Source organism: Psychrobacter nivimaris, assembly GCF_043419765.1.
GTDB lineage: Bacteria > Pseudomonadota > Gammaproteobacteria > Pseudomonadales > Moraxellaceae > Psychrobacter.
This window is the reverse complement of sequence record NZ_JBHOFX010000003.1, coordinates 579918-605977: the sequence shown is the minus strand read 5'-3', so window position 1 is coordinate 605977 and position 26060 is coordinate 579918. Positions and strand designations below refer to the sequence as shown.

Here is a 26060-nt window from a genome sequence, read left to right as displayed (position 1 = left end):
TTTTAAGGATAACAACGCTTTAACGATAATGATATATTGCCTATTAGCTACTTATAAATTACCGTCCTAAAAGCTTCTGCATAAATTTTAAGCAAAAAAAACGACCACTTAAAGTGATCGTTTCTTTATTATAGCTGTTTAGCTAAAAGCTTATTTTCTAAGTAATTAGAATTTTAGCTGTGCACCAACAGTCATAAGATCAGCGTCGCTACCTAGCATGTCGTATTCAGCTTCAACACTGAAGTCAGAGTTTACTGCGTAACCAAGACCTACACCACCAGCGATATTAGTATCGTCGTCTGAGAAGTCAGAAGCACCAGCAAAGTTAGTGTTGTTAGCTTCTACTTCAGTTTTTGCAACACCTAGCTTACCTTTTGCGTATAAGCCGCTATTTGGGAATGCATAACGGTAAGTACCATAAGCGCCGTATGTCTTAGCATCGATGTCACCGCCTCTATAGTCAGCATCATCTGAACCTACGTATTCTGCTTCGATACCGAAGTTAGGATCAAAGTTATAACCAGCAGTTACACCGTATGCAGTTGGGTCATCAGCGCCATCAACATCTAGATCAAACTGACCAACTTTAGCAGCAACATATGGCTGACCTGTGTAGCCGTTGCCATAGTTAACAGCAGCTTGTGCACCTACAGAAAGTAAAGAACCAGTTGCTAGTGCAAGTATTGTTTTTTGTAGAGTTTTCATTATTAGCTCCTTGAAAGAAATTTGGACAAACAAGTTATTTATTTATATTGGCCTTGTGGCCCTATCGCCTTGTCTGCTAACGATGAATACATAGTAACAAACTATTTCAGCCACTCTGTCAGTGTTTAATGGTATGAAAGTTAAGATTTGAAAGTGTTTATCAGTGTGTGGGTTACAAAGGCTTAGATATGAAACCTTTTGTTACATCCACTCAGTTTATGCAATAATCCGTACTCATTTCACAGTTTTCTTGCTAGACAAGTCAGCTAACCATGGCTGATATAACAATAATTAGAGAGAGAAAATGCAAAATTCTATCACTAAGCGCTTGCAAAGCGCACTTGTAGACTTAAAAGCAAAGCAGCAGTATCGTCAATTACCAAACCTAAAGCATGACGGGCGACATGTGATTAGCGATGGTAAGGCTTTACTTAATATTGCGAGTAATGATTATCTTGGCTTAGGAGGTGATACTGAGCTGCAAGCTCAATTTCTAGCTCAAGTGGGACAGCTATCTGTTACACACACTCCTAAAATGAGTGCCACTTCCTCACGCCTATTAACAGGCAACGATATACAGTTAGAAGCTCTAGAAGAAGAACTACAAAGCTGGTATCAAATCGCCATAGAAAAACAGAGTTTAACCGATTCGAAGTCAGTGCTGGTCTTAAACAGTGGCTATCATGCCAATCTGGGTATCTTGCCAGCATTAACAACTTTGCCAGTCAAGACGCTCATTTTGGCTGACAAACTAGTACACGCCAGCATCATCGACGGGCTGCGCCTGAGCCAAAGTAAACTTGTCACCTATCGTCGTTACCGTCACAACGATTATGAACATTTGGCCAAGTGTATTGAACAAGCAGACGAGACGGTTGAACGCATCATTATTGTCACCGAGAGTATATTTAGTATGGATGGTGACCGTGCTGACTTGCCTGAACTAGTACAATTGAAATCCAAAGATGATCGTATTGAGCTTTATGTCGATGAAGCACATGCTGTTGGAGTGCTTGGCCATACAGGTCTAGGGTTGGCGGAAGAAACACATACCTTGGCGGATATTGACTACTTGGTGGGTACCTTTGGTAAAGCATTTGCTTCAGTGGGTGCTTATATAATGTGTGATGAAATCGTCAAACAATGGCTGATCAATGCCATGCGTCCACTGATTTTTAGTACCGCACTCCCTCCGATAAACCATGCATGGACACGATTTATTTTAGCAAAGATGCCGACCTTAACTGACCAACGTGCGCATCTAGCACAGTTATCTACCACGCTTAGCCGAGCCATTGACACACGGCACCGTGTATCGCCAACCTTGCAAGATATATACTATGAATCCCCTATCGTTCCTTATATATTAGGCGATAACGCGAGTACCCTTGCCAAAGCACAACAGTTGCAAGCCGCTGGATTTTACGCGCTACCTATCAGGCCACCTACTGTGCCTACAAATACTGCTCGCATTCGCTTAGTTATGAATGCCAAACTGACTAACGAAGACTGCGAGCGATTGATACAGCAGTTGTAACCTTATCGTTTGACAAAAACTTTACTCTTACTATTGATAGATAACTGGCGCACTTGGACATAATAAAGCATATGACAACACTCAACACAGCTAATGACCTCAGTGTTAGAAAACAAACCATCGCTCGCCACTTTGCCAATGCAAGCGACTATGACCAGCATGCCAATGTTCAGCAGATCGTTTGTCAGTATTTATTAGACAGTATTGCTAATACCGAACAAGCCCGTGTGCTAGAAGTGGGTGCAGGTACAGGTCAAATGACTCGCCTACTCGCTGAGCATATACAGAGCGAGCACTGGATCATCAATGAGTTATGTGATGAGCAGACAGCTACATTGCAATCAATACTGCCAACTGCTGAAATCATTATTGGTGATGCTGAAACCATAGATTTAGCAGAAAATCATAGCTTGATAGTTAGTGCCAATGCCGTGCAATGGTTTGATAGTCCGTTGAGTTTCGTCACGCAATCAACGCAGCGTTTACAATCTAGAGGACAACTAGTCTTTAGTACGTTTACACCAAATAACTTTTTGCAAATTAAGACTCTTACTGGCCAAGGACTTCACTACCCAGATATCGACGAATGGCAATTGGCATTAGATGGTGCTGGCTTTAAGAATATCAAACTTTCAATTCAGCGCTTTGATTTACCATTTCCTACCCCCTACGCTATCCTAAAGCATATGAAGCTCACTGGCGTATCGACCAATCAAACGCAAATACAATCAGACGATACTCAAACCTTTATATGGACAAAGTCTCGTCTACAGCAATTTGAGTCAGACTATTGGCAACTTTTTTCAGAAAAGGATAACACAGGACAGCTCGTGGTTAATTTAACCTATGAAGTGCTCATAGTGAGCGCGTTTAAACCTTAATTTATTAACTGATAGTAAAAATAGTGGCTAGTAGGAACGGTGGCTAATAGGCATAACAACAGTTAGAAATAGCAGCCATAAAAAAACGCACCCCGAAGGATGCGTTTTTTAATTTAACTAGTTATCGATTTGTATCAACTATACCATTTTCAAAAACTTGAGTAGCAAGGAAAACGAGCGTAAGTACTACATTGAGTAGACTAAGCGAGTTTGACACAGCTAATCGCGTTTTTGGATTTGGTATTATTTTTTGTCTTCGTCTACTTCAGTGAACTCAGCATCAACGACGTCATCATCAGCTTTGTTGCTACCAGCATCGTCTGCACCTTGTTGGAACTGGCTTGGATCCATACCTTCTGCACCAGCGCCGCTATCAGCATAGATTTTTTGGCTGATTGGCAAGAATGCATTGTCTAATGCTTCAAGCTTGGCTTTGATTTCGTCATGGTCATCTTCTTTCGCTGCAGCTTCAAGCTCAGTGATAGCAGATTCTACTGTTGATTTTTCTTCATCAGTGACTTTATCTTCTGCTTCTTTTAGCGCCTTTTGTACGGCATGAATACGACCATCTGCTTCGTTACGAACTTGCGCTAAGTTAGCGAACTTCTCATCTTCAGCAGCATTGGCTTCTGCATCGCGAACCATTTGTTCGACTTCTTCGTCCGACAAACCAGAATCCGCTTTGATTTGGATACTTTGCGCTTTACCAGTACCTTTATCCGTTGCAGAGATGTTCATGATACCATCAGCATTGATGTCGAAAGACACTTCGATTTGCGGTAGGCCACGTGGTGCTGGTGGAATATCCGTCAAGTCAAAACGACCAAGCATTTTGTTTTGATTAGCGATTTTACGCTCACCTTGATATACCTGAATCGTTACAGCTGGCTGATTGTCTTCAGCCGTTGAGAATACCTGTGATTTCTTAGTAGGAATCATGGTGTTTTTCTCGATAACTGGTGTCATAACACCGCCCATCGTTTCGATACCTAGGGTCAATGGCGTTACATCAAGTAGCAATACGTCAGTTTTGTCACCAGACAATACGGCACCTTGAATCGCTGCACCAGCTGCAACTGCTTCATCAGGGTTCACGTCTTTACGTGGCTCTTGACCGAAGAAGTCTTGTACTTTTTGCTGTACTAGTGGCATACGAGTCTGACCACCGACCAAGATTACATCGTTGATGTCGCCAATTTTTAGGCCAGCATCTTCAAGTGCAGTCTTACAAGGACCCATTGTACGTTGTACTAATTCTTCAGTTAGGCTCTCTAGTTTCGAGCGGCTGATAGTTACAACCAAATGCTTAGGACCACTGCTATCAGCAGTAATATATGGCAAGTTTACTTCAGTGCTTTGTGCACTTGATAGCTCAATCTTCGCTTTCTCAGCCGCTTCTTTTAGACGCTGCATCGCAAGAGAGTCACCTTTTAGGTTAACGTCTTGCTCTTTTTTGAATTCAGCAACTAAGAAGTCAATCAATGCTGAGTCAAAGTCTTCACCACCTAGGAAAGTATCACCGTTGGTCGCTAGTACTTCGAACTGTTGCTCACCGTCTACGTCTGCGATTTCGATGATTGAGATATCGAAAGTACCACCACCTAAGTCATATACAGCAACAGTGCTATCGCCTTGCTTCTTGTCCATACCATAAGCAAGTGCAGCAGCAGTTGGCTCATTGATGATACGTTTTACATCAAGACCAGCGATTTTGCCCGCATCTTTAGTTGCTTGACGCTGTGAGTCATTAAAATAAGCAGGTACAGTTACAACTGCTTCAGTCACGCTCTCACCAAGATAATCTTCTGCTGTTTTTTTCATTTTTTTCAAGATTTCAGCAGAAACCTGTGGTGGCGCAAGCTTTTTACCATTGATTTCTACCCATGCATCGCCGTTGTCTGCTTTAGCGATTTTGTAAGGAACCATCCCGATATCTTTTTGTACGACTTTGTCATCAAAACGACGACCGATCAAACGCTTAATCGCAAACAAAGTGTTGCTTGGGTTGGTTACTGCTTGACGCTTAGCTGACTGACCAACAAGCGTTTCGTCATCTTTATAAGCGACGATTGATGGTGTTGTACGAGTACCTTCAGCATTTTCGATGACTTTAACTTTGTCACCTTCCATTACTGCTACACACGAGTTAGTAGTACCTAAATCAATACCAATTACTTTACCCATAATCAATTGCTCCTAATTTGTTTTGAACTATAAATACTTATTTATCCAGACCGTAGTCGGTCACTTGTTGCTATATATCGGTTTACCCGTTGTATTTTTCAAGGTGATAATCACGCAAAAACTGTGTTTCATGTCATTTTTTGTGAAAAACCTTCATATTAGTAGGGTTTAGCCCTAAAAATATTACTGACCAACACGAACCATGGCCGGACGCAATAGACGACCGTTTAGGCTATAGCCTTTTTGTAAGACCGTACCCACTGTATCTGCCGCTGCTTCTGGGTCAATACCCACTGCTTCATGGAAGTCAGCGTTGAATTTTTCGCCTTGTGGATCGACCACTTCTACGCCGTTTTTGGTCAATACTGCAACCAATGCTTTGTGCGTTAATTGCACACCCTCAGCGACTGGATCATTGGCATCGGCATTTTCGATAGCGCGCTCTAAATTGTCAACGATGTCTAACAATTCTTTAGCAAATTTCTGTAGTGCGAATTTTTTGCTCTTATCCGCTTCTTGCTCCATGCGTTTTTGCGCATTATAAGCTTCAGCATTAGCGCGGGCAGTACCTTCTTTGGCTTGTTTTACTTCGCCTTCTAGCTCAGCAATACGTGCTTTGAAAGTATCAAGGTTGATTTCGTTTTCGATAGTCGTTTCTTCACCTGAATTATTCTGTGGATCAAACTCTTTCATGGTTTCTTCTAAGATACTGTCATTGTGATCAATATTCTCATGTGCCACATTTTGGTCAAGATTTTCGTGGTTCGGGTTTTGCTCGCTCATGATAGCTCCTTGGAATTTCAATAATGAAGATTAAGAGACGGCACAGTAGACCGAATAATTACTAGCCCTACTATGCCTTTATTAAATGCTCGATGTTTCTGACTCATTGTTTTTTTAATACGCTTCAATAGCTGCTTGATAAAGGTGATGAGGACAAATTTCAAGCCTAGAGCAAAGGAATTTTTACCATTTATGACAAATATTCGTGAAGTGTCATTAATACGATGCGTCAAACATTTTTGTCCCATGTCAATAAATCTCAATATTTGCTCACAAAAAGAACAAAAAACCGCTATTTATTCCAATTGCTTTACGCTTATTAATCAAGCTATTACCAAACGATACTCTATTATTCTGCTAGCTATTTTATCATTGCTATAAATATTATCGCCTACATTCAAATGCACGCTGAAAATCATTTATGAGAGCTGTTATGTCTAATTCAAAAAATTTATCTATCAATACTTTGCTTAATAAAGCATTGATGACATTGCACTTAGCGTCAAAAGAAAATCCAGCGTCAAGAGAGTCATCGAACCAAGATGCACAAACGTATGACTCATTAGAAAAACGTCTGAGCGTTAAAGAAAAAATACTCGCTTATAACCCTGTGGCAAACTATCAGCCGCATACATTGCACTATGCAATGAAAAGTCTGGGCTACTTACCAGACCCTATTTTAGAAGGGGTAATTGGTTACCTTAAAGGCCCTAATTCAAAACAATACCTACATGCAAACGCTCACCTGCGTCTCATCCTTGCAGTAAATAGCTACCTCAAAACGCCGTTAGAATTAACCCCAATGCCCGAATTGCGTGAGAGATTTACTGCTGATGCGGTAGCCATGCAATCACCTAGAGTATGGCAACAAGCCAATACGACTATGCTAAGCAATATAAAGCCCTTCACTAAAAAAAGTGATTCACCTATTAGCTGGAAAGATGAAACGATTGCCAATGCGGATAATGGCGACATGACTGTTCGTTGCTATAAAGCAGGCGGCAAAAAATCTGGTTTTAGAAGAAAACGTATCCATAATCCTGATGAAACAGTCATGCTGTTTTTTCATGGTGGTGGGTTCTGCATTGGTGATGTCGATACACATCATGAGTTCTGTCATGCGGTATGTGAGCAGACTGGCTGGTCTGTGGTTAGTGTCGATTATCGCTTAGCGCCTGAATGCCCTGCTCCAGCAGCATTAAAAGACTGTATCACTGCGTATGATTGGTTGGTTGAGCACTGTCACATATTGGGCGCATTACCTTCTCGTATCGTTTTAGCAGGTGATAGCGCAGGTGGTGGTTTATCAACTTTAATCGCGCAGCAGCTGACCGCACCGAGCAAAAGCGCATGGGCAGACCTAGGGATAGATGGTCAGAAAACGTTTAATCTATTAGAAAAACTACCCGAACCTCTAGCGCAGATGCCTTTGTATCCAGTTACTGATATTGAAACAGATTATCCTAGTTGGGAGCTATATGGTGAGGGTCTACTATTAGATCATGCTGATGTAGCAGTATTTGATGCTGCTTGCTTGGAAAATAGTCCGCTGCCCCGATTGCATATACTGAACTCACCTATGCTCGGTGATAATAGTAAAGTTTGCCCAACTTACATTGTGGCTTCTGAGCTCGATGTATTGCGTGACGAGGCATTTGCTTATGCAAAGCAGCTGAAAGGTTACGGCGTTGCTGTAGAGACGTATACTGTGCTTGGTGCACCGCATGGCTTTATTCACTTTATGAGTGTTCACCAAGGTCTTGGACAAGAGACAAACAATATCATTCATGGGTTTAGCAGCTTTGTACGTGAGATCATCAGTACACAATCGCGGTTAGCTGCATAGACCGCTTGCTAGCTAATTATCGGTTTCTATAACTAATTTGTATTACCAGATAGTGTAATTAACCAAATCTCTGAGCGCGATCCCAATCGAAAGGGAATTCCCCAAAAACCATAACCAGAGGACACGACGAAGTGTCCTTTACCAATCTGCTCATAGCCATAGCCTAATCGATTAATAGCATTTACGATAAAATTAGCGGGAAATACTTGACCGTTGTGGGTATGTCCCGAGACTTGTAAATCTATAGGTAATTGACTGTGATTAGCTATATCACTCGGTCTATGGTCTAACAATATCACTGGCTGCGACGTATCTACTTGCGCAAGTAGATTGGTAGTTGCTACACGTTGACGTTTATGATTATCAAAACGTCCAACTAACCATACTGGTTGACCCTCATGCTCGATACAGAGCACCTCATCGTTTAACAATTGTATACCTGCATTTTGCAGCGCTTCGCTAATAGGTCGCTCATGACCATACAAATCATGATTACCCAATGTCGCATAGACACCACGTGGCAGACTACGGCACAGTTCTGCTAAGTTTCGCTCCATATGATATTCATTAAAGGCATCTGTATTATCATCCATAATATCCCCTGGCATCAGCAGCATATCTACACCAGAGCGAATCATAAGTTGCTGCAATCTATCTATGGCTCTCACACCAAATAATCGCCCTATATGCAAGTCACTAGCAACTGCAATGTGTAGCGGCTTGGTTAAAGGTTTATCTATCTTAATAGACAGCTTGCGTATAACAGGAGCATAGGCATTATATAGCGAATAAATAAATAATCCTATAAATAGGAATAGCGCTAGTACTCTTAGCCCTATAGTCATCTCATTCGATTGGTGCAACGTAGTGCCTGATAAAGAAATTATTAGTAAATACCCTCCGTAGAGTAGACTCACTGCCAACGCTGTCAGTATCATAAAATGCATGATCAGCATCCACCCACTAACCCAGCGATAACTGTTAGCAAATGCTCTCTTTACGCTCAATACTAATAGACCATTAGTAATAATAAATACACTGACCCATATCACTGTTTGTAATGTTGGCGTTATCCAAGGCTGAAGCCACCACTGTATGCTCAATACTGTACCTAAGCTAAACAATTGTAATAGTAGAAAGATGGTAAAGAAAAATGCGTAACGCATGGACCGCCCTTAGATATAAATACAGTTCAGTAAGTGATTATCAGAAAATAAGCTCTAATGTTTCACATGAAACAACACCCATATAACTATTTTTGGTTTTCTAATGCTTGCTGCAGTGTCGAGTGTTTAAACGAATAACCTGCGTCTAATAGCGCTTGTGGCAGCACTTTTTGACCATCGATAAGTAAGGTCGACATTTCGCCAAACATCAGCTTAAGCAAAAACTCTGGTAAAGTAAAAAAGGTGGGGCGATGTAGCCATGAGCCAAGTGCTTTGGTAAAAGTATGATTGGTCACAGGATTCGGAGCAGTAAGGTTATATACGACTGCATTTGTATCATTTGCGGTACCGCTTGCAGATTTGATAGTGCTGTCATTAATAGGTGTACTATCTTGAGCTAAGCTATTGGGGTGATTGACATCTGAGTCGCTAGTAAGTTTAAGTTGCTGCTCGATAATAAAGATGACCGCACTAACCCAATCTTCACGGCTAATCCAGCTCATGATTTGTTGTCCATCACCCAACTGTCCACCGACACCAAGTTTGAATGGTAGCAACAGTTTAGCCACCATTCCGCCCTCAGGATGAATAACCACACCTGTTCTGACGATAGCCACAGGAACATCGTGTTCGGTCGCTTTAAGCGCTAATTGCTCCCATTCATCACATAGTGTATGAGCAAAATCTGTCTCATAATCGCTGTTTTCAGTCAGTGGCTTATCGCCTTGCGTACCATACCAACCGATTGCTGATCCGCTCACCAGTAACTTAGGCTTTGTGCTAGCACGTGCGATAAAACCCAGTATCGACTGAGTAGGTTTGATACGGCTCGCCATTAACTGTTCTTTGCGCTCATCGCTCCAACGAGAGTCAGCAATCCCCGCACCTGCTAAATTCAGTATGACATCAAAGCTCATATCAGACATCACAAGCTCGTCATAAGTCATCATATTGATATCATCGGGGTGTGTTTGACTACTATTACGAGTTAGCCAAGTAATCGTTACGTCTTTATTTTGCGCGCGAGACCGTGCCATTAGCTCTCGACTAAACGCACTTCCCAAAAACCCTGAACCGCCACTAATCAAAACCTTCATGCCCTACTCCCCATATGCCTCAAATATCGCCACTATGACTTATCGTTAAGTTGCTTATTGTTGAAGTACTTATCGTTCAATAAAAACCAGACCGTTATGACCATCGTCTGCTTTTTTGTGGTTTTTATCAAAACGACTTTTACATACTTTTGGTAAAGGAAGGTGAGCAAATAGGCAAGCTAGCAAATGGTTAATTTATAAATGCTCAATTAGATAAGGCACAGCGACACCTATCACTTTGCATTGCAAGCAATCGCTTCTGAGAAGTTTAAGAGTTTGTATAGACAACGCTATCGAACGACGAAACCTGTTGTTGCGTCACGAATCTGGCTAGGTAAGGTATAACCTAAAGTATCGCCCTGCAAATAACCAATTTGCTCATCAAAATAAGCATAGGCGGCTTCAAAAGTGCTAGCAGGCGTTTGCCCTGATGGGTTGCAGCTTGTAGAAACCAATAGACCAAATGGATTCTCTTCACTGACCATCTGTTGGCAAAGCTGACGAACTGTAGGATGCGAGATAACTCGAACAGCAATAGTCTCATGCTGACCGGTAATCCAAGTGGGCACAGTGCTCGCAAGCGGCTGAGGAATCGGTAACAACCAAGTATGTGCTTGGCGATTGTGCTGTTCATCTCTACTATCGTCTGTCTGCCAACTATCAATAACCTGCTGGCGCTGAACATCATCTAAGGATGCTAGTAAAGGGGCTAAGCGAGACACACTATCAGTGACGACTATCATGCCTTTGGCTTGTGGACGTTGTTTGATATCCAAAATACGCTGAACAGCTGCTTGGTCATAAGGGTCGCAACCAATACCCCAAACGCTTTCTGTGGGGTACGCGAGCAGTTGTCCTTCTTTTAGCCACTTAGCAGCTTGGATGGCAGAATTAGTAATAAGAGGTGTAGGTTGGCTCATGACTTAAATGGTTCGTAGAAGTAAATTCTAATAATACCACAAGAAAGATATTGTCTAGGAGAGTCTATAACTAAGGGCTATCTATGCCAGTGTCCAATAAGGAATATTTGCAATATTTTAAATGCGTAAATATCGTCCACCTTGTTCGCTGATAAGACCCATTAACTCAAGCTCCATTAGCTGACCAATCAACTGCGGCGGTGCAAGCTTGGTTGCACTAATAAGCGCATCTAAATCTTGCCCATGCCAGTCAAGCTGCTCATAAATTGCAGCTAAATTCTCAGGCACAATGACTGTGCTGCGCGCAGGCTTTATATCAGAGGATGGTTGCTGGCTAGTAGATTTGATTGCTTTTTTCTCTATATCAAACGCATCGGAAGTCTGATTAATATTAGAGTGATTACTAATAGAATTGGTAGCGTTCGCTGTTCTATAAGCGCCTTTATCATAGTCAAGCTGACCGTTGACGTCTTCTAGTACTTGCTGAGGATGATAAACCAAGGTCGCACCTTCACGTATTAAATGATGGCAACCTTCTGCATTGCTATTGTCAATATGACTGGGAATGGCAAAGACCTGTTTACCTTGTTCAGACGTGAGACGTGCTGTGATAAGCGAGCCGCTTTTGATTGTCGCTTCCGTTACGATGGTCGCGAGACTCAGCCCAGCTACCAAACGATTGCGACGCGGAAAAGTATGTTTATGCGGCTGAGTGTGTGGTAGTAGCTCACTAATAATGCAGCCACCTTGCTCAACAATTTGAATAAATAACTGATCCCGGTGATTGGGATAGTTTACATCGATCCCCGTACCCATCACACCAACCGTCCGTCCCTGATAGTCAGGGTCTGCCTGTGCTAATGCACCTAAATGTGCGCGTTTATCTACACCCATAGCTAGACCGCTAGTAATGATATAACCTGCTTGCGCTAAGTACTGCGCCATATCAAACGTTATTTTTTGCGCATGCGCGGTGGGTTTGCGGCTACCTACTATAGCTATTTGTGCTTGATGTAGGCGCGCGCTATCCCCACGATAAAATAATAAGGGCGGTGGGTCGTAGATTTGTGAAAGTTGGGCAGGATAATCGGCGTCATCAGCGAATAGCAGACCATAGCGCCCATCTATCAATGCTTGCTGAATCTTATCGATATTGGCAAGTGTTTGCTCTGGCTGCTCATGACGTTTGAGATGGGTGTGGTGAATACCGAGCTGCTTCCATGCCTCTACTTTAGCTTGCCAAGCAAGCTGCGGATAACCGAAAGAAGTGATCAATTTGTGATAAGCAGATAATGACGCATTCACCTCGTACCACAGCGCTAAGATAGCGCGCTGATCGTCGGATAAAGAAGAGGTGACTGCCGTCATTGTCATCTGTCTCGTATAGGCAAGCTTAGATTAGTATTTAGTTTAATATATTGCTTAATAAAACCTTATAGCTATTTATAAATAAGGAGGTGGTAATAACTGATCGCCAATATTAAGTGGTAACTCAGAATCAAGTACATAAGCATAGCTGATGTGGTCAAAGGTATTAAAAACCATCACCATACCACTTGGCTCGTTTGGTAGACGTACCGGTGTGTCATTGTCCTTAGTATCACGTACCAAAGGCCCTTTTTGATAAACCGTCAGCACATCACCCGGCTTAGCACCTTGTAAGCTACCCAAATTGATGGCGACCACACTCCCCTTCGCAGCCGAGCTGATAGAGTCCATCACACGTACGATCATACCGCCGCGACTAACACTTGCAGGCGTTGGATAAAAGACAGGAGGAATAGCGTTATCTAACTCTACGAATACGCGATCCCCTTCACGTACTTCTTTGCCATAACTATCAATAAGCTGCAAGCTAGTCACACCATTACTTTCTGTAGAAGTAACAAGACCAGTCGCTACCTGAGTAACTTCTAAACCCATCACTTCTTGCGTTTTGGGGTCTACATATAGCTCACCCTCACGGTAGACTCCGTAACGCTGACCCACGATAAGCGGTACGCCTTTAGCATAGACTTTATCACCGCTCGCAGTAATCAAGTTACGGTTTTTAGAAGCCAAAATATAAGGCGTGGTATTAAAGTCTTGAGGATTAACGATAAGTGTTTTATCAAGCCAATGCTGAATAGCAGATAATGGAATAGGAGGAACACTGTTAGCCGTCGAGGTAAGAGCCACAGTACTTGTACTTACATTCCCAGTAAGCTGCTTTTCAACGCCAGCACAACCTTCACCTGTATCAACACCAATTAGCGTTTTACCTTGAATCACACAAAGGATGAGAACATCATTAGGGTAAATAAGGTTTGGATTTTTAATTTGTTTATTAGTGGCCCAAATTTCTTTCCAACGCCAAGGGCTATCTAGATAACGACCTGAGATATCCCATAATGTATCGCCTTTTTTCACGATATAACGATTGGGTGCGTCTGCCTTGATAGTAGGTGGTGGATTGTTTGCGTGGGCTGTGGTCATCAACATGGCACTACTAAACGTCGTAATTAACAGTGCTTTTGCTATCTTTTTTAAGCTCATCTTCATCGTTATATCCACAATATGTACCACTGTGCTTATCATAAAGAACCGTACTTAACTTATCACTGTAAAAACACTTTAAATTAATAAAAATTTAACTATATCAGTAACTTATTAATAAAATTCTTATGAAAATTACAGGGTAACTGTTCAGTGTAATTGGCTAGAATAATTCCTAAAAAAGCGCCTAGCACGATGATGACTTGCTGACGCCGTTTCTAATATTACAATTATATCTACCATAACACAATCATAAACACTTTATTACAATGGTGTAACTTTTACACGGATACTTTTCCTTGTTGATAAGAAGCCTAAAGACCGTAGTTACTTAAGCAGAATTCGGTGCGACATGTTGGCGAATTTGTTCAGCAACCAGTTCAGCCTTGTTTTCCAGTACCACTACGTGCTGTGATAAATCTTCTAACCCTTCAGTATGTGCTGGGCGAGCGATATCTATCTGACCAATAGCCTCAACAATAGTGTCCGCAAACTTAACGGGTAATGCTGTCTCTGCACAAACGATGATTTCGCCATCTAGCTGTAGCTCTTTGGCGACTTTAATTCCGTCTGCGGTATGTGGGTCAACCAATTCACCATGCTGCTCATAAAGCGCTTTGATAGTCTGCAAGCGGTCGCTATGAGTAGATTTACCAGCAGCAAAGCCATAGCGATTATTAACTGCTTCCATTAGCTCAGATAAATCGAAACCTTGACCAGATTTCACCCCTTCAAATAACTCATGAACGCGTACGCTGTCTTTTTCTAATAGCAAATAAACAAAACGCTCAAAGTTAGAGGCTTTTGAAATATCCATCGACGGACTAGAGGTTACATAGGTTTTTTCAGTCGGACGCGGCTGATAAGCGCCTTGATTGAAGAAGTCATTTAAAACGTCGTTTTCATTGGTTGCAACAATCAGACGGTCAATTGGCAGTCCCATTTCACGAGCGATATGACCGGCACAAATATTACCGAAATTACCTGATGGTACGCTAAAGCTGACTTTTTCATCGTTGCTCGTCGTGACCGCAAAGTAAGCTTTAAAGTAATAAACAATCTGCGCTAGGATACGACCCCAGTTGATAGAGTTTACCGTGCCTAGGTTATAAGCGGCCTTAAACTCAGCATCTTGCTGTAGCGCTTTAACGATGTCTTGGCAATCATCAAACATACCATCGATAGCAATATTATGAATATTATCATCGGTCAAGCTATACATCTGCGCACGCTGGAATTCACTCATTTTGCCATGAGGTGACAGCATAAAGACTTCGATATTTTCTTTGCCGCGCAATGCATACTCTGCTGCACTACCCGTGTCACCACTGGTTGCACCAATGATCGTAATACGCGCGTCTTTTTTCTTAAGCACATACTCAAAGGCATTGCCCAAAAACTGCATGGCAACGTCTTTAAATGCCAATGTCGGACCGTTTGATAATCCTAGAATATACAAATTGTCTTCGAGCTTGCGGACAGGAACAATCTCTTCAGAACCAAACACCTCAGCGGTATAAGTGCGCTCGATAAGATCTTGCAAATCAGCCGTAGGAATATCAGTGGCAAAACACTGCATAATCGCCATCGCAAGCTGCGGATAGCTGAGCGTACGCCATTCATCAAGGGTTGCACTATCGATATTTGGATAATGCTCAGGCAACATCAAACCACCGTCTGGGGCAAGACCCATCAAAAGCACATCACTAAAATCCATCGGCGCTGTCTGACCACGGGTACTGATATATTTCATTAGATTGTCCTGTCAATTTTTCTAGCTACTGAATAGTAAATTTATTTTATTTCTACATCTATCTCGTTTATGTACTCTTCCCACCACTGAATAGCTTCAGCTAGAACGTCTCTACAATCAGTCCCAACATAAAATCCATTTTGTAAAGGTATATAAATCCCATCACCCAACGTAAATTTACTAGGAATAGAGTCAGTATCTACAACAAATAAATCAATAGGGGAAGACAGTAGTCCAAACTCATATTCTTTTAGAATTTTATTCCTTTCATCTTCAATGAACTCAAAGAATATTTTATTAGCTGCTGCTTCTTTGTTTTCTTTAAGACTTTTCCATTTATTACTGACAGTTATTTTCATTAGTTCAGATTGTAGAGAGTCAACTTTATCTAATATATGTCCAATTGCTCTCGCTAGAGTAATAGCAGCAACCCATAGTACTCTAAAACTCTCATAATTCGTTTCATTTTCTAACATTAAGTATGACTGCCGCAAATCACCCAATACTTTTTTAGCTTGAGTAGTCATTACTTTAACTCTTCATCAACAGCGCATAATAGAAGCCATCACCATTCACGCTATCAATCGGTAAGCACTGACGACCAATCGCTTGTTCGATACCCCAACTACAATCTTCGGTAAACTCAATCGCTACCGCATCATTATGATGAGTGATGAAGTCCTGCATTTGCTCGACGTTCTCTTGCTTTAAGATAGAACATGTCACGTACAGCAGATAACCACCAGCTTTGAGTTGTGGCCATAGATTATGCAAGATGTCTGCTTGTAGCAGCGCCGTTTGCTCGATGTCTTCTTCGGTACGCAAGATACTGATATCAGGATGACGACGAATCACGCCAGTCGCGGTACAAGGAGAGTCCAATAATATCGCATCAAATACTGATTCATTTGTCGCTGCTTTTTTATTCTTGCCATGCTGCCATCTGGTCGCATCTGCACAGACAATGTTCAATCCAATGCTGTTATCTGCTTGCTGCAAATCATGCTGACTCAGATTTAGGCGCTGTAAATTCTCACGAATACGCTCGATACGTGGTGCTTCGTTATCGATAGCCGTTACCTTGATATCAGTAATCGCAGGTGACGTTTCAGATGATATCTCATTATTGTCTTGTTTCACGTGAAACAACGATGATTCATCATTAGCGCTTATAAGCTCTAACCAGTGAGCCAATTTACCACCAGGTGCTGCACAAGCATCTAGAATATGTATCTCATTATTCGTATTTTCCGTATCAGATTTTTCAGCGCTAAGTTTAGCCATCAATGCTTGATTAATAATTGGTGCAGCGAGCTGAGCATGCATGTCTTGTACGCTAGCCGTTCCTAAGGCGAAATCAGGCAAAGCGTTAACGGCAGTGCTTTGATGTAGTCTAAGACCTTTGGTTGATAGCGTGGTAGAAGTGGCAGACTCTGATGAGTTTGCTACATTAAAACCAGTCGTTAGCTCGACGATATCTGCATCAATTTCTGCGCCATCCAATGCATGCTGATAATCCTCTACCGAAGTAACCGCCGAATTCACTCGTAAAAACATCGGTGCTGGTTGGCGTAAGCCTTGTGTCAGCTCATCATACTGCTCGCTCCAATCTTGCTTAAGCTGGTAAGCAAGCCAATTTGGTAGACTATGTTTTTTATCGCACTTCTTACGGAATTTGCTTGGATTCTTAGCGACCTTACGCAAAATAGCATTCACCAAACCAGTCGAGTGAGCGAACTCAATCTCTTTTGCAGCCTCAACGGTTTCATGAATTGCAGCATGGTCAGCCACTTCTAAGTAAAGCAACTGTACTAAGCCTACTTGAATGGTGGTACGCACCTCAATCTCGTCGATAGGATTGTCTGCTAAGCTATCGAGCAAACGTGCCAGCGCGTGCCATTGGCGCAATGTCGTGAGCAGTAACGCATGAGCAAAGCCTTTGTCACCATCATGTAGACTATTCAACAATGGATCAAGGACGCTTGAGAGCGACTGACCATTTTGAATAGCCAGTAAGGTACGAATCACACGCACGCGTACGCTGCCATTCATAATAAGATTGCTTGATGGTTTGAGCTTATTGTTTCTAGGCGCAGTACTGTTTTGTCTCATTAAATTTCATTTCCTTGACGTATGATCCATAGCGTCTTGTGCAAGTAGGTTAAATATAAGTAACGTTATTTTGTTTCTGACGTAAATTGATCGCCGTCATTTAATTGGTTGCCATGGCAAACTTGTTCAGCAGTCATCGGCTTACCACCCGCAAACTGTAAATGAGTAATGGTTAAAGTGGTGGCTGATGATTCAGCATCACTCTCTTTACCACAAGCGACTAAGATCGCTTTTCGTCCGACACTGATAACAGTTCCAGCAGGTTTATTCGTTTGCTGCGATGTATTTACAGGTAAGCTAGCCAGTATTTTAACGCGCTGCCCTGCTAGGAAAGTATAAGCACCTGGCCATGGTGTCAGCCCACGAATTTGGCGTTCAATAGCGGCAGCAGGCTGCGACCAATCAACTTCGCCTTCGGTTTTGACCAGCTTTTCAGCATAGTTGGCTTGACTACCATCTTGAGCGATAGCTTGCGCTTGATAAGCAGCTAAGTCTTTTAGCACCGTACTAATGGCTGTCGCGCCAAGTGCAGCCATCTTATCATGTAGGCTAGCAGCGGTATCATCAGAGGCAATACTTTCGCTGACTTTATAAAGCATACTACCCGTATCAAGACCTTTGTCCATCTGCATAATGGTAATGCCGGTCTCATCATCTCCGGCCAAGAGTGCACGATGGATAGGTGCAGCACCACGCCAGCGTGGCAACAGTGAAGCGTGAATATTCAAACAACCATGAGTAGGCGTCTCTAATACACCGATAGGTAGGATCAACCCGTAAGCGGCAACAATCATCACATCTGGTTGATAAGTGCGCAGAGCTTGCCTAGCAGCTAGACCTTCTGCACTAGACTTTTTAAAAGTGACTGGTTGCTCGACAGCGATATCATTTGCCAATGCAACTTCTTTTACCGCGGAGGCTGACAGTTTTTGACCACGACCTGCTTTACGATCAGGCTGCGTGTAAACAGCGACTATCTCTATATTCAGCGCTTCTTGCTGCTTAATTAATGACTCAAGGCTAATAGCAGCAAATTCAGGCGTACCCGCAAATACTACCCTTAATCGGTTAGTAGTTGGGTTATCATTGTCAGTAAGCGAGTTGGATGTATCAAAGGTAGGAGCTGTTGTAGTCATAATCATGCATTATATAAGGTTTATTTGTTCATTATAGGTGAGTTTACGGCGCAGTGCCATGATTGTAATGACCTCACTTCATGATAACCAATGACATTATTTGCCTTTATAATATCAAGGGCATCGAACGTTCTATTTATATCTTTTACAAAACAATTTGGTGTTAATAACCACTCTCTGTAAACAGTAAGCCGTTATTCTGCTATAAATAGAAGGTAGCACTAAATATTTTAGACAATTCAACTGTCGTATAATTCATCTACTGTATGTAGAAACTTCGTTTTTATTTCATTATATTTTTTCGTGTCGAGATAGGGCCACGCTTTCATGCAACAGTTTCAGTCCTTACAGCGCTTATTGATTTTTTATACCTTGTCTCTCACGGTTATGTTACTGCTGTACTATGTCACACTGTTTGATGGGATGAAAAAACATAGTGAGCAACATAGCATAGATACTTTTTATTCTTTACAGCACAGTATTATTGAGCATGCAGCGCCTGTAGATAGTGAAATAAAAAAAATCTTAGAACAACCTACTTTTGATCACCTTAGTTATCAGCTGATTTTGATGATGCCTTCTGGACAGACCTATATTCATCATAATACTCGTCCTAATGAATCTGCTTTTTCTACCGTTGCGTTCCCTACCATCGGTACATCAGCTTCTAGCAGCAGCGACCATAGCTCTTATACTGTCAATAGTAATGAACTAACAGGAATCATTAATCTAAAAAGCGGACATCAGATTTATATCGTATTACGCCATGAACCTTTTATTGTCGACTGGATATCTTACCGTTATTGGCTTCCTTTAATGGTCGCCATCGTACTATTTTTCATGGCATTGCTCTATATGCTCAATCGCCGTACTAACTGGGAGCAATTACTGGTTTATACCGATAATTTGAGTAGCCGCGCAAAAGAATCTTATACGCCGCCGCCTTTTCTACAAAAGAAATCTACTACCGAGTTCATGCTGTTAGGTCATGCGCTAAGTCGCGTCAGCTACCAACTACATAATGACTATCGGCGTATAAAAACATTGACTCATCGGTTAGAACGTCTGGTTGATCAGGCACCCTTACCGATGTTGATGAGTATACGACATGGTCAAATTAGTTTCTATAATCAGCGTTTTGAGCAAGTATTTACCCCTCCTACACAAAGTGAACAGAGCTATGAGCTGACTGATTTCGTTGAAGGGAAAGACGAGGCCACTCAAATACTGTTAAAAACCATCTCAAGTTTACGCGTTACTCGCACACTCATAGTTTATGGCTTGGAAAACAAACAAGCCTACCAACTACACGTAACACCATGGTTTGGCGAACATGGGCAAGTTCACGGTTTTACTGTGATTTTTAATAATGTTGATGAAATTTTCCATCAATCTCAACAACTACAGCTGCACAACCAACAACTGCAATTACAAATTGATGAATCAAACGAAGCCCAAGCATTTATAGGTCGTAAGTTAAGGTTACCACTAGAGAAAATAATTGATTCGTTGGAACCCATCGACCCTTCAACATTGACGGCTCAAGGCAAAAAAACTCTAAATACATTGATTACAACCAGTCAAAGCATGTTGACTGTGCTCAATGAGACGCTAGCAACAGAGGAAGTTGAAGTCCGAAAAACACGTCTAAGTATCGAAACGGTTGATATTTATAAGGTAAGCAAAGAAGTTAGCAATTTAGTCACACAAGAAATAAGACAACAAGGGTTAGAATTGATTTATTTCTTTGCGCCGGACTGTCCTCGTTACATCGAAACTGATTACATTCGACTGCACCATATCCTATTAAACCTATTGAAAAACGCTATTAGTTTTACAACATCAGGCTATGTCGCGCTCACTGTTGATCGTGTACCTGAAGATAAAGTAACGCGAATAAGTAATCAGCCTTTAACTCCTAACAATGACACGACAATGCCTACGCAGACATCTTATTGGATTCGGTTTAGCGTAAAAGACACTGGAGCAACTATTACTCCTGAGAGAAAAAATCAATTAGTCAATATCTTGAATCAAAGCAATCATAACTTAGTTGAAGACAGTAATATTGGCTTGAGTGATGCCAATAGCTTTGCTCAGTTACTCGGCGGTTTTATCGAACTAAGTAATACGGTGGATAAAGAGACGATATTTAGCCTCTACCTTCCTTATCCTCAGACCACTTATCAATCGGTATATCATCGTTGTTCGCAGCTGCCCCATATTCACCTTATCGCTGTCATCAATCAGCCTCTAGTTGCTGAACATTTACAACGTTTGTGCGAGTACTTAACGATATCTGTGACTATCTTCAGCACTTTAGATAGAGCGACTGTACAGCAGCTAAAAAATAAATTAAAACAAGATGAGCAAACCGTCATTCCTGTCTTGTTATTAGATTATGAATACAGCGAATTCATCACCTCATTAGCTCATGCGAGCAACAAGTATAGCGATCAACAAGAAGTGTTAAACGACCTAGTCGTTACGCCTTCACTACCGAAGATATTACTTAGCATGAAACTTGAAAGGCATATCCCTTCTACTTTACTAGGCCAATATGATGGGTTTTTGACCAAACCCTTGGACGCAAGTTTATTACTGTCTGAACTGCTACGCTTAACCTTGTTTGCAAGGAAAACACTAGACATATTGGTCAAACATCAATATGACAGCAGTCTATCTTTTGTAGAAGATACACCTAAGAAAGAAATCTTGTCTCCACTGATTTTGGTTGTAGAAGACAGTCCTACTAACCAAAAGATAGCCTGTAAGATGTTAAGTAAGCTTGGTTATCGTAGTATTGTCGCAGAAGATGGACAGCAAGCACTTGAGAAACTCAAAAGCCAACGTGAAGAGATTTCTTTGATTTTGATGGACTGCCGAATGCCCGTTATGGATGGCTTACAAGCCACACAAGTGATTCGCTCGCAAGGTGATAAAATACCGATTGTGGCGCTAACTGCAAATAATACAGAAGAAGATCGCGAGGCTTGTATGCAAGTTGGTATGGACGAGTTTTTATCCAAACCCATTAGCAAAAAAGACTTAGAATCTGTTTTGCAGAGTTTCATACAATAAATCTCTAGTGCAAATAAAAAACACCCTATCGATATCATTTAATCAAAGTAATATCGATAGGGTCGAAAACTTGGTGCGAGGATGATATTTTGGCAAGCTTAATTGTTATTTCATAAACCCATTATTGGCCAAAAATGCTTCTGTGATTTGGCTTTGCGGGCTTGACGCGTTCATACCGCCAGATTGAGATTTATTTAATAGACGCTCTAAATAACGGGCAACGATATCTACTTCAATATTAACTTTATTACCTACTAACCAATGCTTAGCGATATTCGTCACTTGAGCAGTATGCGGAATGATATTTAGAGAAACAATATTGTCACGCACTAAATTGGTCGTCAGACTAATACCATCTACTGTAATAGAGCCTTTGGTCGCTGTATAGTGCGCCAGATCCTGGGGTATCTCAATCTCAATATAGATAGAACGAGCATCTTGTTGTAATTTACTAACGACCCCTACGCCATCTACATGACCAGCGACGATATGACCACCAAAACGAGTCGTTGGTAGCATGGCTTTTTCTAGATTGACCGTATGACCTGCTTTTAAACCTTCTAATGCTGTTCTAGCAATAGTTTCACGTGAGACATCAACAGAATAGTAGTTACTTCCGAGCTCCACCACAGTTAAACAAATACCATTTGATGCAATAGAATCGCCTAGCTTCACATCACTGAAATCTAAGTCATCAGACTCTACTGTTAAACGTATGTCACCGCCTGTCGCCTGCATAGATTTAACTTTTCCAACGCTTTCTATAATTCCAGTAAACATATTACCCTCGTCTCATTACTGTATTGCCTTCATAGGCAAATATTTTAGTTTATCAAATCATCTATCAATTCTTTATCACAACTTGTTCAAATAACTGACAGTGAAACATCAATAGATTTGACCTTTAATAGGATAGATTGTGGATAAGTAGGGATAAATCAATATAGATATAGTTAGAAGCCGCTATAAATACATAGTTATCCACAACAAATAAAAATTTCACATGAAACCTATTTATTTATGAATAAACTGTTAAGGTATTGATTTATATAAATATTTATTAAAATAATCGAGATATAAACATCTTTTGTGTTTCATGTGAAACAAAGTTATACACAGTTCCATGTGAAACACGTAAGTTAATAATTGATTTATCCATATTCTAAGCTTTTTTTTATAATTTGTGGACAATATGCTTATACGAAGAATATTTATAAAGGTAATAGAGTTAATTTGAGGTCTGGACCAAGCTGTTGATGACTTTCTATATCAAAACGTAACTGCTGAGCAAGGGACATAGGATTGAAATCAACCATTGGACGAGCGTCATCACCAAGTAAACAAGGTGCTTGATACACGATTAACTCATCTACCAACTGTTGACTCAAAAAACTACCTGCAACGCTAGCACCTGCTTCCACCAACACATCATAGCACTGGTGCTCACTGACTAACTTAGCCAACAACGCCGGCAAATCATCTTCATGCCAATAGATAGTATCTAGATGCCGACACAGTTGATAATCAGATTGTAGGCTGTGCTTTAAACGCTGGCGCCTATCAAGTATGACTATTTTAGGATTAGGTATTTTCTCAGGTGGCATATCCAATTGTCTTGAGCGCACATTGAGCTGTGGGTTATCAGTTATTACGGTTTCACTACCTGTGATAATCACGCCACTTTTTGCTCGCAGTTTTTGTACATCTTCGCGAGCATCTGTCGAGGTAATCCACTTAGATTCGCCAGATGCCATCGCTGTACGACCGTCTAGACTGGTTGCTATTTTCAATCGTACATAGGGCATCTGAGTTCGCATAGCTTTTAGAAAACCACGGTTTAGAGCCTCTGCTTGCTCTGTCAGGACACCGACTGTTACCTCAATGCCAGCTTGCTCTAATAGTTTCACACCGCGACCTGCAACCTGCGGATTAGGATCTAGACCTGCAATCACAACGCGCTTCACATTCGCGGCAACTAATGCCAATGCACATGGCGGTGTACGTCCCGTATGACTACATGGCTCTAATGTAACGTAAGCAGTTGCATCTGCTGCCTGTGTACCAGCTTCTTTCAGCGCGAATACTTCTGCATGTGGCTCACCGGCTTTCGGGTGAAACCCTTGACCAACAATTTGCTCTGCATGGACAATAACGCAGCCCACTGCAGGATTAGGTCTAGTAGTATACAAACCGCGCTTCGCTTGTTCGATAGCAAGCATCATAAAGTAGCGGTCTTGAGCATCTTGAGCATGACTTTGAATAGACATAAGGCTAGGCTTAATAAATGATTGATAGTTCTATATAAGAAAATAGGGTTTGAAAGCTGACTGATAATTAGGATTCACTTATCAACTAGGGCTTACTTAAAAGCTTGCTTCGCTTATTTTTCATTTGGACGAATATTGGCAATTTCCTGATGAAATGCATCGATATCTTGAAAGTCGCGATACACGCTAGCAAAGCGTACATAGGCGACATCATCCAAAGTTTTGAGTTCACTCATGATGATTTCACCCAAGACCTTACTACTGATTTCTCGCTCGCCCATCTGCCTAACACGCTTTTCGATACGACTGATCATCGCCTCTTGCTCATCGATAGTGATGGGACGCTTTTGTAAAGGTAGTAAAATAGAACGGCGCAGCTTTTCATTATCGTAAGGTTCAATCTTGTTGCTTGATTTGATAATCCTTGGCATGACAACTTCTACCATCTCAAAAGTCGTAAAACGTTCTTGGCAGCTGTTACACGAACGGCGTCGACGCACTTGTGCCCCTTCCGCAGCAAGACGTGAGTCAATAACCTTGGTCTCTGACGCATTACAGTACGGACAGTGCATAGCATTTCCTTATTTTACGATTGAGAATAAGAGCAGTGTTTCTAAGTTAGCTAGGTTTACTGGATAATAACAAAGACTACTTACCATTTATTTACCAATACAAAAGCTACCAAATATCTTACCTAATAAGTCATCGGCGCTGAACTCACCTGTAATTTCACCCAAACTCTGCTGTCCCTGACGTAAGCTATCAGCAACCAACTCACCTGCTTCGAATACGGTTAATTGTTCATGGGCTTCTGCCAAGAAATTAGCTGTCCGTCTAAGCGCGTCTAAATGTCTGGTACGAGCGATTAAGCTATTTTCTGGTGGATGAAAGCCTACTTTCTCACATAGTGCTTCAACCAAATTATCAATACCAACACCTGTTTCACATGAAACATTAACTTGCTGATAACCTCTATTCTTGATTTCAGCTTGAGTCTTAGCAGCACTTTCTTCTCTATTATTATCGCTCAATAAATCACTCTTATTAGCGATAATTAGTAAACGTTTAGCTTCTGGCAGTTCACCAAATAACTGTTCAGCAAGCTGTAACGGTGTGCTCTCTTCTTCAACATCGCGAGTCACATCATAGACCATCAATAGCATATCAGCCTGCGTGATGGCAGTACGGGCACGCTCAATTCCGATACGCTCTACAGTATCTTCTGTCTCACGTAGGCCTGCTGTGTCGGTCAGATGTAGCGTCAAACCATTTAACACAACTGTCTCTTGCAGCGTATCACGTGTAGTACCAGCGACATCAGTCACGATAGCACGTTCTTGTCCTGCAAGACGGTTGAGCAAGCTAGATTTACCTGCGTTTGGCCTACCTGCTAGCACGACATGGATACCATCGCGCAAAAGCTGACCTTGCTTTGCCGTTGCTAAAACTTGTTGTATCTTATTTTGCGTTTGCTCAAGCTTGCTTTGTATGACGCCATCAGACAAAAAGTCCACATCCTCTTCATCAGGAAAATCAATCGCTGCTTCAACATGTAAACGAAGATGAATGAGTTGTTCTAATAACTGGTTAATCTTCTGTGAAAACTCACCGCTTAGTGAGCGAATTGCACTACTGGCCGCGGCAGCACTGGTCGCATCAATCGCATCGGCAATTGCTTCTGCCTGCACCAAGTCCAACTTATCGTTATCAAAAGCACGGTAAGAGAACTCTCCTGCACTCGCTTGCTTGGCACCTAGCTCAAATACGCGCGCGAGCAATTGGTTTTGTAAAATGACACCACCATGCCCTTGCAGCTCAATCACATCTTCACCTGTGAATGAATGCGGACCTTTGAAAAACAAGACCAATCCCTCATCAATAACAGTGCCATCAGCCTGATAAAAACGACAAAAGCTGGCCATTCGCGGCGTAAAAGCAGACTTACCTGTTAAAGCACATGCCATATCGTAAGCACGGCTGCCTGATAGACGTATGACACCCACACCCCCTCGCCCGAGCGGCGTTGCAATCGCAGCAATTGTGGCCAATCCAGATGT

Annotated in this window: 20 protein-coding genes; 4 read left to right on the top strand and 16 right to left on the bottom strand. The window is 41.7% G+C overall.

The window, feature by feature from the left end; genetic code table 11:
- Positions 1–165: 165 nt before the first annotated feature.
- Positions 166–705 carry a porin family protein gene (locus ACHEVO_RS09295; RefSeq protein WP_201547565.1) on the bottom strand — a complete coding sequence of 180 codons (540 nt, stop codon included), beginning with the start codon at positions 703–705 and terminating at the stop codon, positions 166–168.
- Between the two features lie 304 nt (positions 706–1009).
- On the opposite strand from ACHEVO_RS09295, the gene ACHEVO_RS09290 reads away from it, so the two are divergent.
- Together ACHEVO_RS09290 and ACHEVO_RS09285 are read left to right on the top strand one after the other, a co-directional pair.
- Positions 1010–2242 carry an 8-amino-7-oxononanoate synthase gene (locus tag ACHEVO_RS09290; RefSeq protein WP_394124706.1) on the top strand — a complete coding sequence of 411 codons (1233 nt, stop codon included), beginning with the start codon at positions 1010–1012 and terminating at the stop codon, positions 2240–2242.
- Positions 2243–2313: 71 nt separating this feature from the next.
- Positions 2314–3123 (top strand): methyltransferase domain-containing protein, encoded by an 810-nt coding sequence (locus ACHEVO_RS09285; RefSeq protein WP_394124705.1) that lies wholly within the window; start codon positions 2314–2316, stop codon positions 3121–3123.
- A gap of 243 nt (positions 3124–3366) precedes the next feature.
- Here the strand turns inward: ACHEVO_RS09285 and dnaK are convergent, their stop codons facing one another.
- Positions 3367–5307 carry a molecular chaperone DnaK gene (gene dnaK, locus ACHEVO_RS09280; RefSeq protein WP_057762214.1) on the bottom strand — a complete coding sequence of 647 codons (1941 nt, stop codon included), beginning with the start codon at positions 5305–5307 and terminating at the stop codon, positions 3367–3369.
- A 183-nt stretch (positions 5308–5490) separates the two neighbouring features.
- On the bottom strand, positions 5491–6090 hold the full coding sequence (gene grpE, locus ACHEVO_RS09275) for a nucleotide exchange factor GrpE (protein WP_057762215.1): 600 nt from the start codon (positions 6088–6090) through the stop codon (positions 5491–5493).
- Positions 6091–6523: 433 nt separating this feature from the next.
- Here grpE and ACHEVO_RS09270 point away from each other — a divergent pair, with 433 nt between their 5' ends.
- Entirely contained in the window at positions 6524–7936 is a 1413-nt protein-coding gene (locus tag ACHEVO_RS09270) for an alpha/beta hydrolase (protein ID WP_394124704.1), read from the top strand.
- Positions 7937–7968: 32 nt separating this feature from the next.
- On the opposite strand, the gene ACHEVO_RS09265 is transcribed toward ACHEVO_RS09270, so the two are convergent.
- The 9 genes from ACHEVO_RS09265 to fmt form a co-directional block, all read right to left on the bottom strand.
- The gene (locus ACHEVO_RS09265; RefSeq protein ID WP_296210597.1) at positions 7969–9102 is read right to left on the bottom strand and encodes a metallophosphoesterase; all 1134 of its coding nucleotides are present in this window, start codon (positions 9100–9102) and stop codon (positions 7969–7971) included.
- A gap of 86 nt (positions 9103–9188) precedes the next feature.
- Positions 9189–10199 carry a TIGR01777 family oxidoreductase gene (locus tag ACHEVO_RS09260; RefSeq protein WP_394124703.1) on the bottom strand — a complete coding sequence of 337 codons (1011 nt, stop codon included), beginning with the start codon at positions 10197–10199 and terminating at the stop codon, positions 9189–9191.
- 290 nt (positions 10200–10489) lie between these two features.
- Complete coding sequence (locus ACHEVO_RS09255) at positions 10490–11119, bottom strand: L-threonylcarbamoyladenylate synthase (RefSeq protein WP_394124702.1); 630 nt, start codon at positions 11117–11119, stop codon at positions 10490–10492.
- Between the two features lie 117 nt (positions 11120–11236).
- Positions 11237–12487 (bottom strand): DNA-processing protein DprA, encoded by a 1251-nt coding sequence (dprA, locus tag ACHEVO_RS09250; RefSeq protein ID WP_394124701.1) that lies wholly within the window; start codon positions 12485–12487, stop codon positions 11237–11239.
- Between the two features lie 75 nt (positions 12488–12562).
- Entirely contained in the window at positions 12563–13660 is a 1098-nt protein-coding gene (locus ACHEVO_RS09245; protein WP_296210590.1) for a LysM peptidoglycan-binding domain-containing protein, read from the bottom strand.
- A gap of 325 nt (positions 13661–13985) precedes the next feature.
- Positions 13986–15407 (bottom strand): threonine synthase, encoded by a 1422-nt coding sequence (gene thrC / locus ACHEVO_RS09240; RefSeq protein ID WP_394124699.1) that lies wholly within the window; start codon positions 15405–15407, stop codon positions 13986–13988.
- 41 nt (positions 15408–15448) lie between these two features.
- Positions 15449–15934, bottom strand: coding sequence for a hypothetical protein (locus ACHEVO_RS09235; RefSeq protein WP_290178166.1), 486 nt, complete (start codon positions 15932–15934; stop codon positions 15449–15451).
- A gap of 4 nt (positions 15935–15938) precedes the next feature.
- A complete protein-coding gene (locus ACHEVO_RS09230; RefSeq protein WP_394124698.1) occupies positions 15939–17519 on the bottom strand; it encodes a transcription antitermination factor NusB in 1581 nt (526 codons plus the stop codon).
- Between the two features lie 65 nt (positions 17520–17584).
- On the bottom strand, positions 17585–18655 hold the full coding sequence (gene fmt, locus ACHEVO_RS09225; RefSeq protein ID WP_394124697.1) for a methionyl-tRNA formyltransferase: 1071 nt from the start codon (positions 18653–18655) through the stop codon (positions 17585–17587).
- A gap of 327 nt (positions 18656–18982) precedes the next feature.
- Between fmt and ACHEVO_RS09220 the strand changes: the two genes are divergently transcribed.
- A complete protein-coding gene (locus ACHEVO_RS09220; RefSeq protein WP_394124696.1) occupies positions 18983–21736 on the top strand; it encodes a response regulator in 2754 nt (917 codons plus the stop codon).
- Positions 21737–21841: 105 nt separating this feature from the next.
- On the opposite strand, the gene ACHEVO_RS09215 is transcribed toward ACHEVO_RS09220, so the two are convergent.
- The 4 genes from ACHEVO_RS09215 to mnmE all read right to left on the bottom strand — a co-directional run bounded on the left by ACHEVO_RS09215 (position 21842) and on the right by mnmE (position 26051).
- A complete protein-coding gene (locus tag ACHEVO_RS09215; RefSeq protein WP_394124695.1) occupies positions 21842–22516 on the bottom strand; it encodes a riboflavin synthase in 675 nt (224 codons plus the stop codon).
- 431 nt (positions 22517–22947) lie between these two features.
- Entirely contained in the window at positions 22948–24003 is a 1056-nt protein-coding gene (gene ribD, locus ACHEVO_RS09210) for a bifunctional diaminohydroxyphosphoribosylaminopyrimidine deaminase/5-amino-6-(5-phosphoribosylamino)uracil reductase RibD (protein ID WP_394124694.1), read from the bottom strand.
- 113 nt (positions 24004–24116) lie between these two features.
- Positions 24117–24575, bottom strand: coding sequence for a transcriptional regulator NrdR (nrdR, locus tag ACHEVO_RS09205; RefSeq protein WP_057762240.1), 459 nt, complete (start codon positions 24573–24575; stop codon positions 24117–24119).
- A gap of 87 nt (positions 24576–24662) precedes the next feature.
- Positions 24663–26051 carry a tRNA uridine-5-carboxymethylaminomethyl(34) synthesis GTPase MnmE gene (gene mnmE / locus ACHEVO_RS09200; RefSeq protein ID WP_394124746.1) on the bottom strand — a complete coding sequence of 463 codons (1389 nt, stop codon included), beginning with the start codon at positions 26049–26051 and terminating at the stop codon, positions 24663–24665.
- Between the last annotated feature and the right edge of the window lie 9 nt (positions 26052–26060).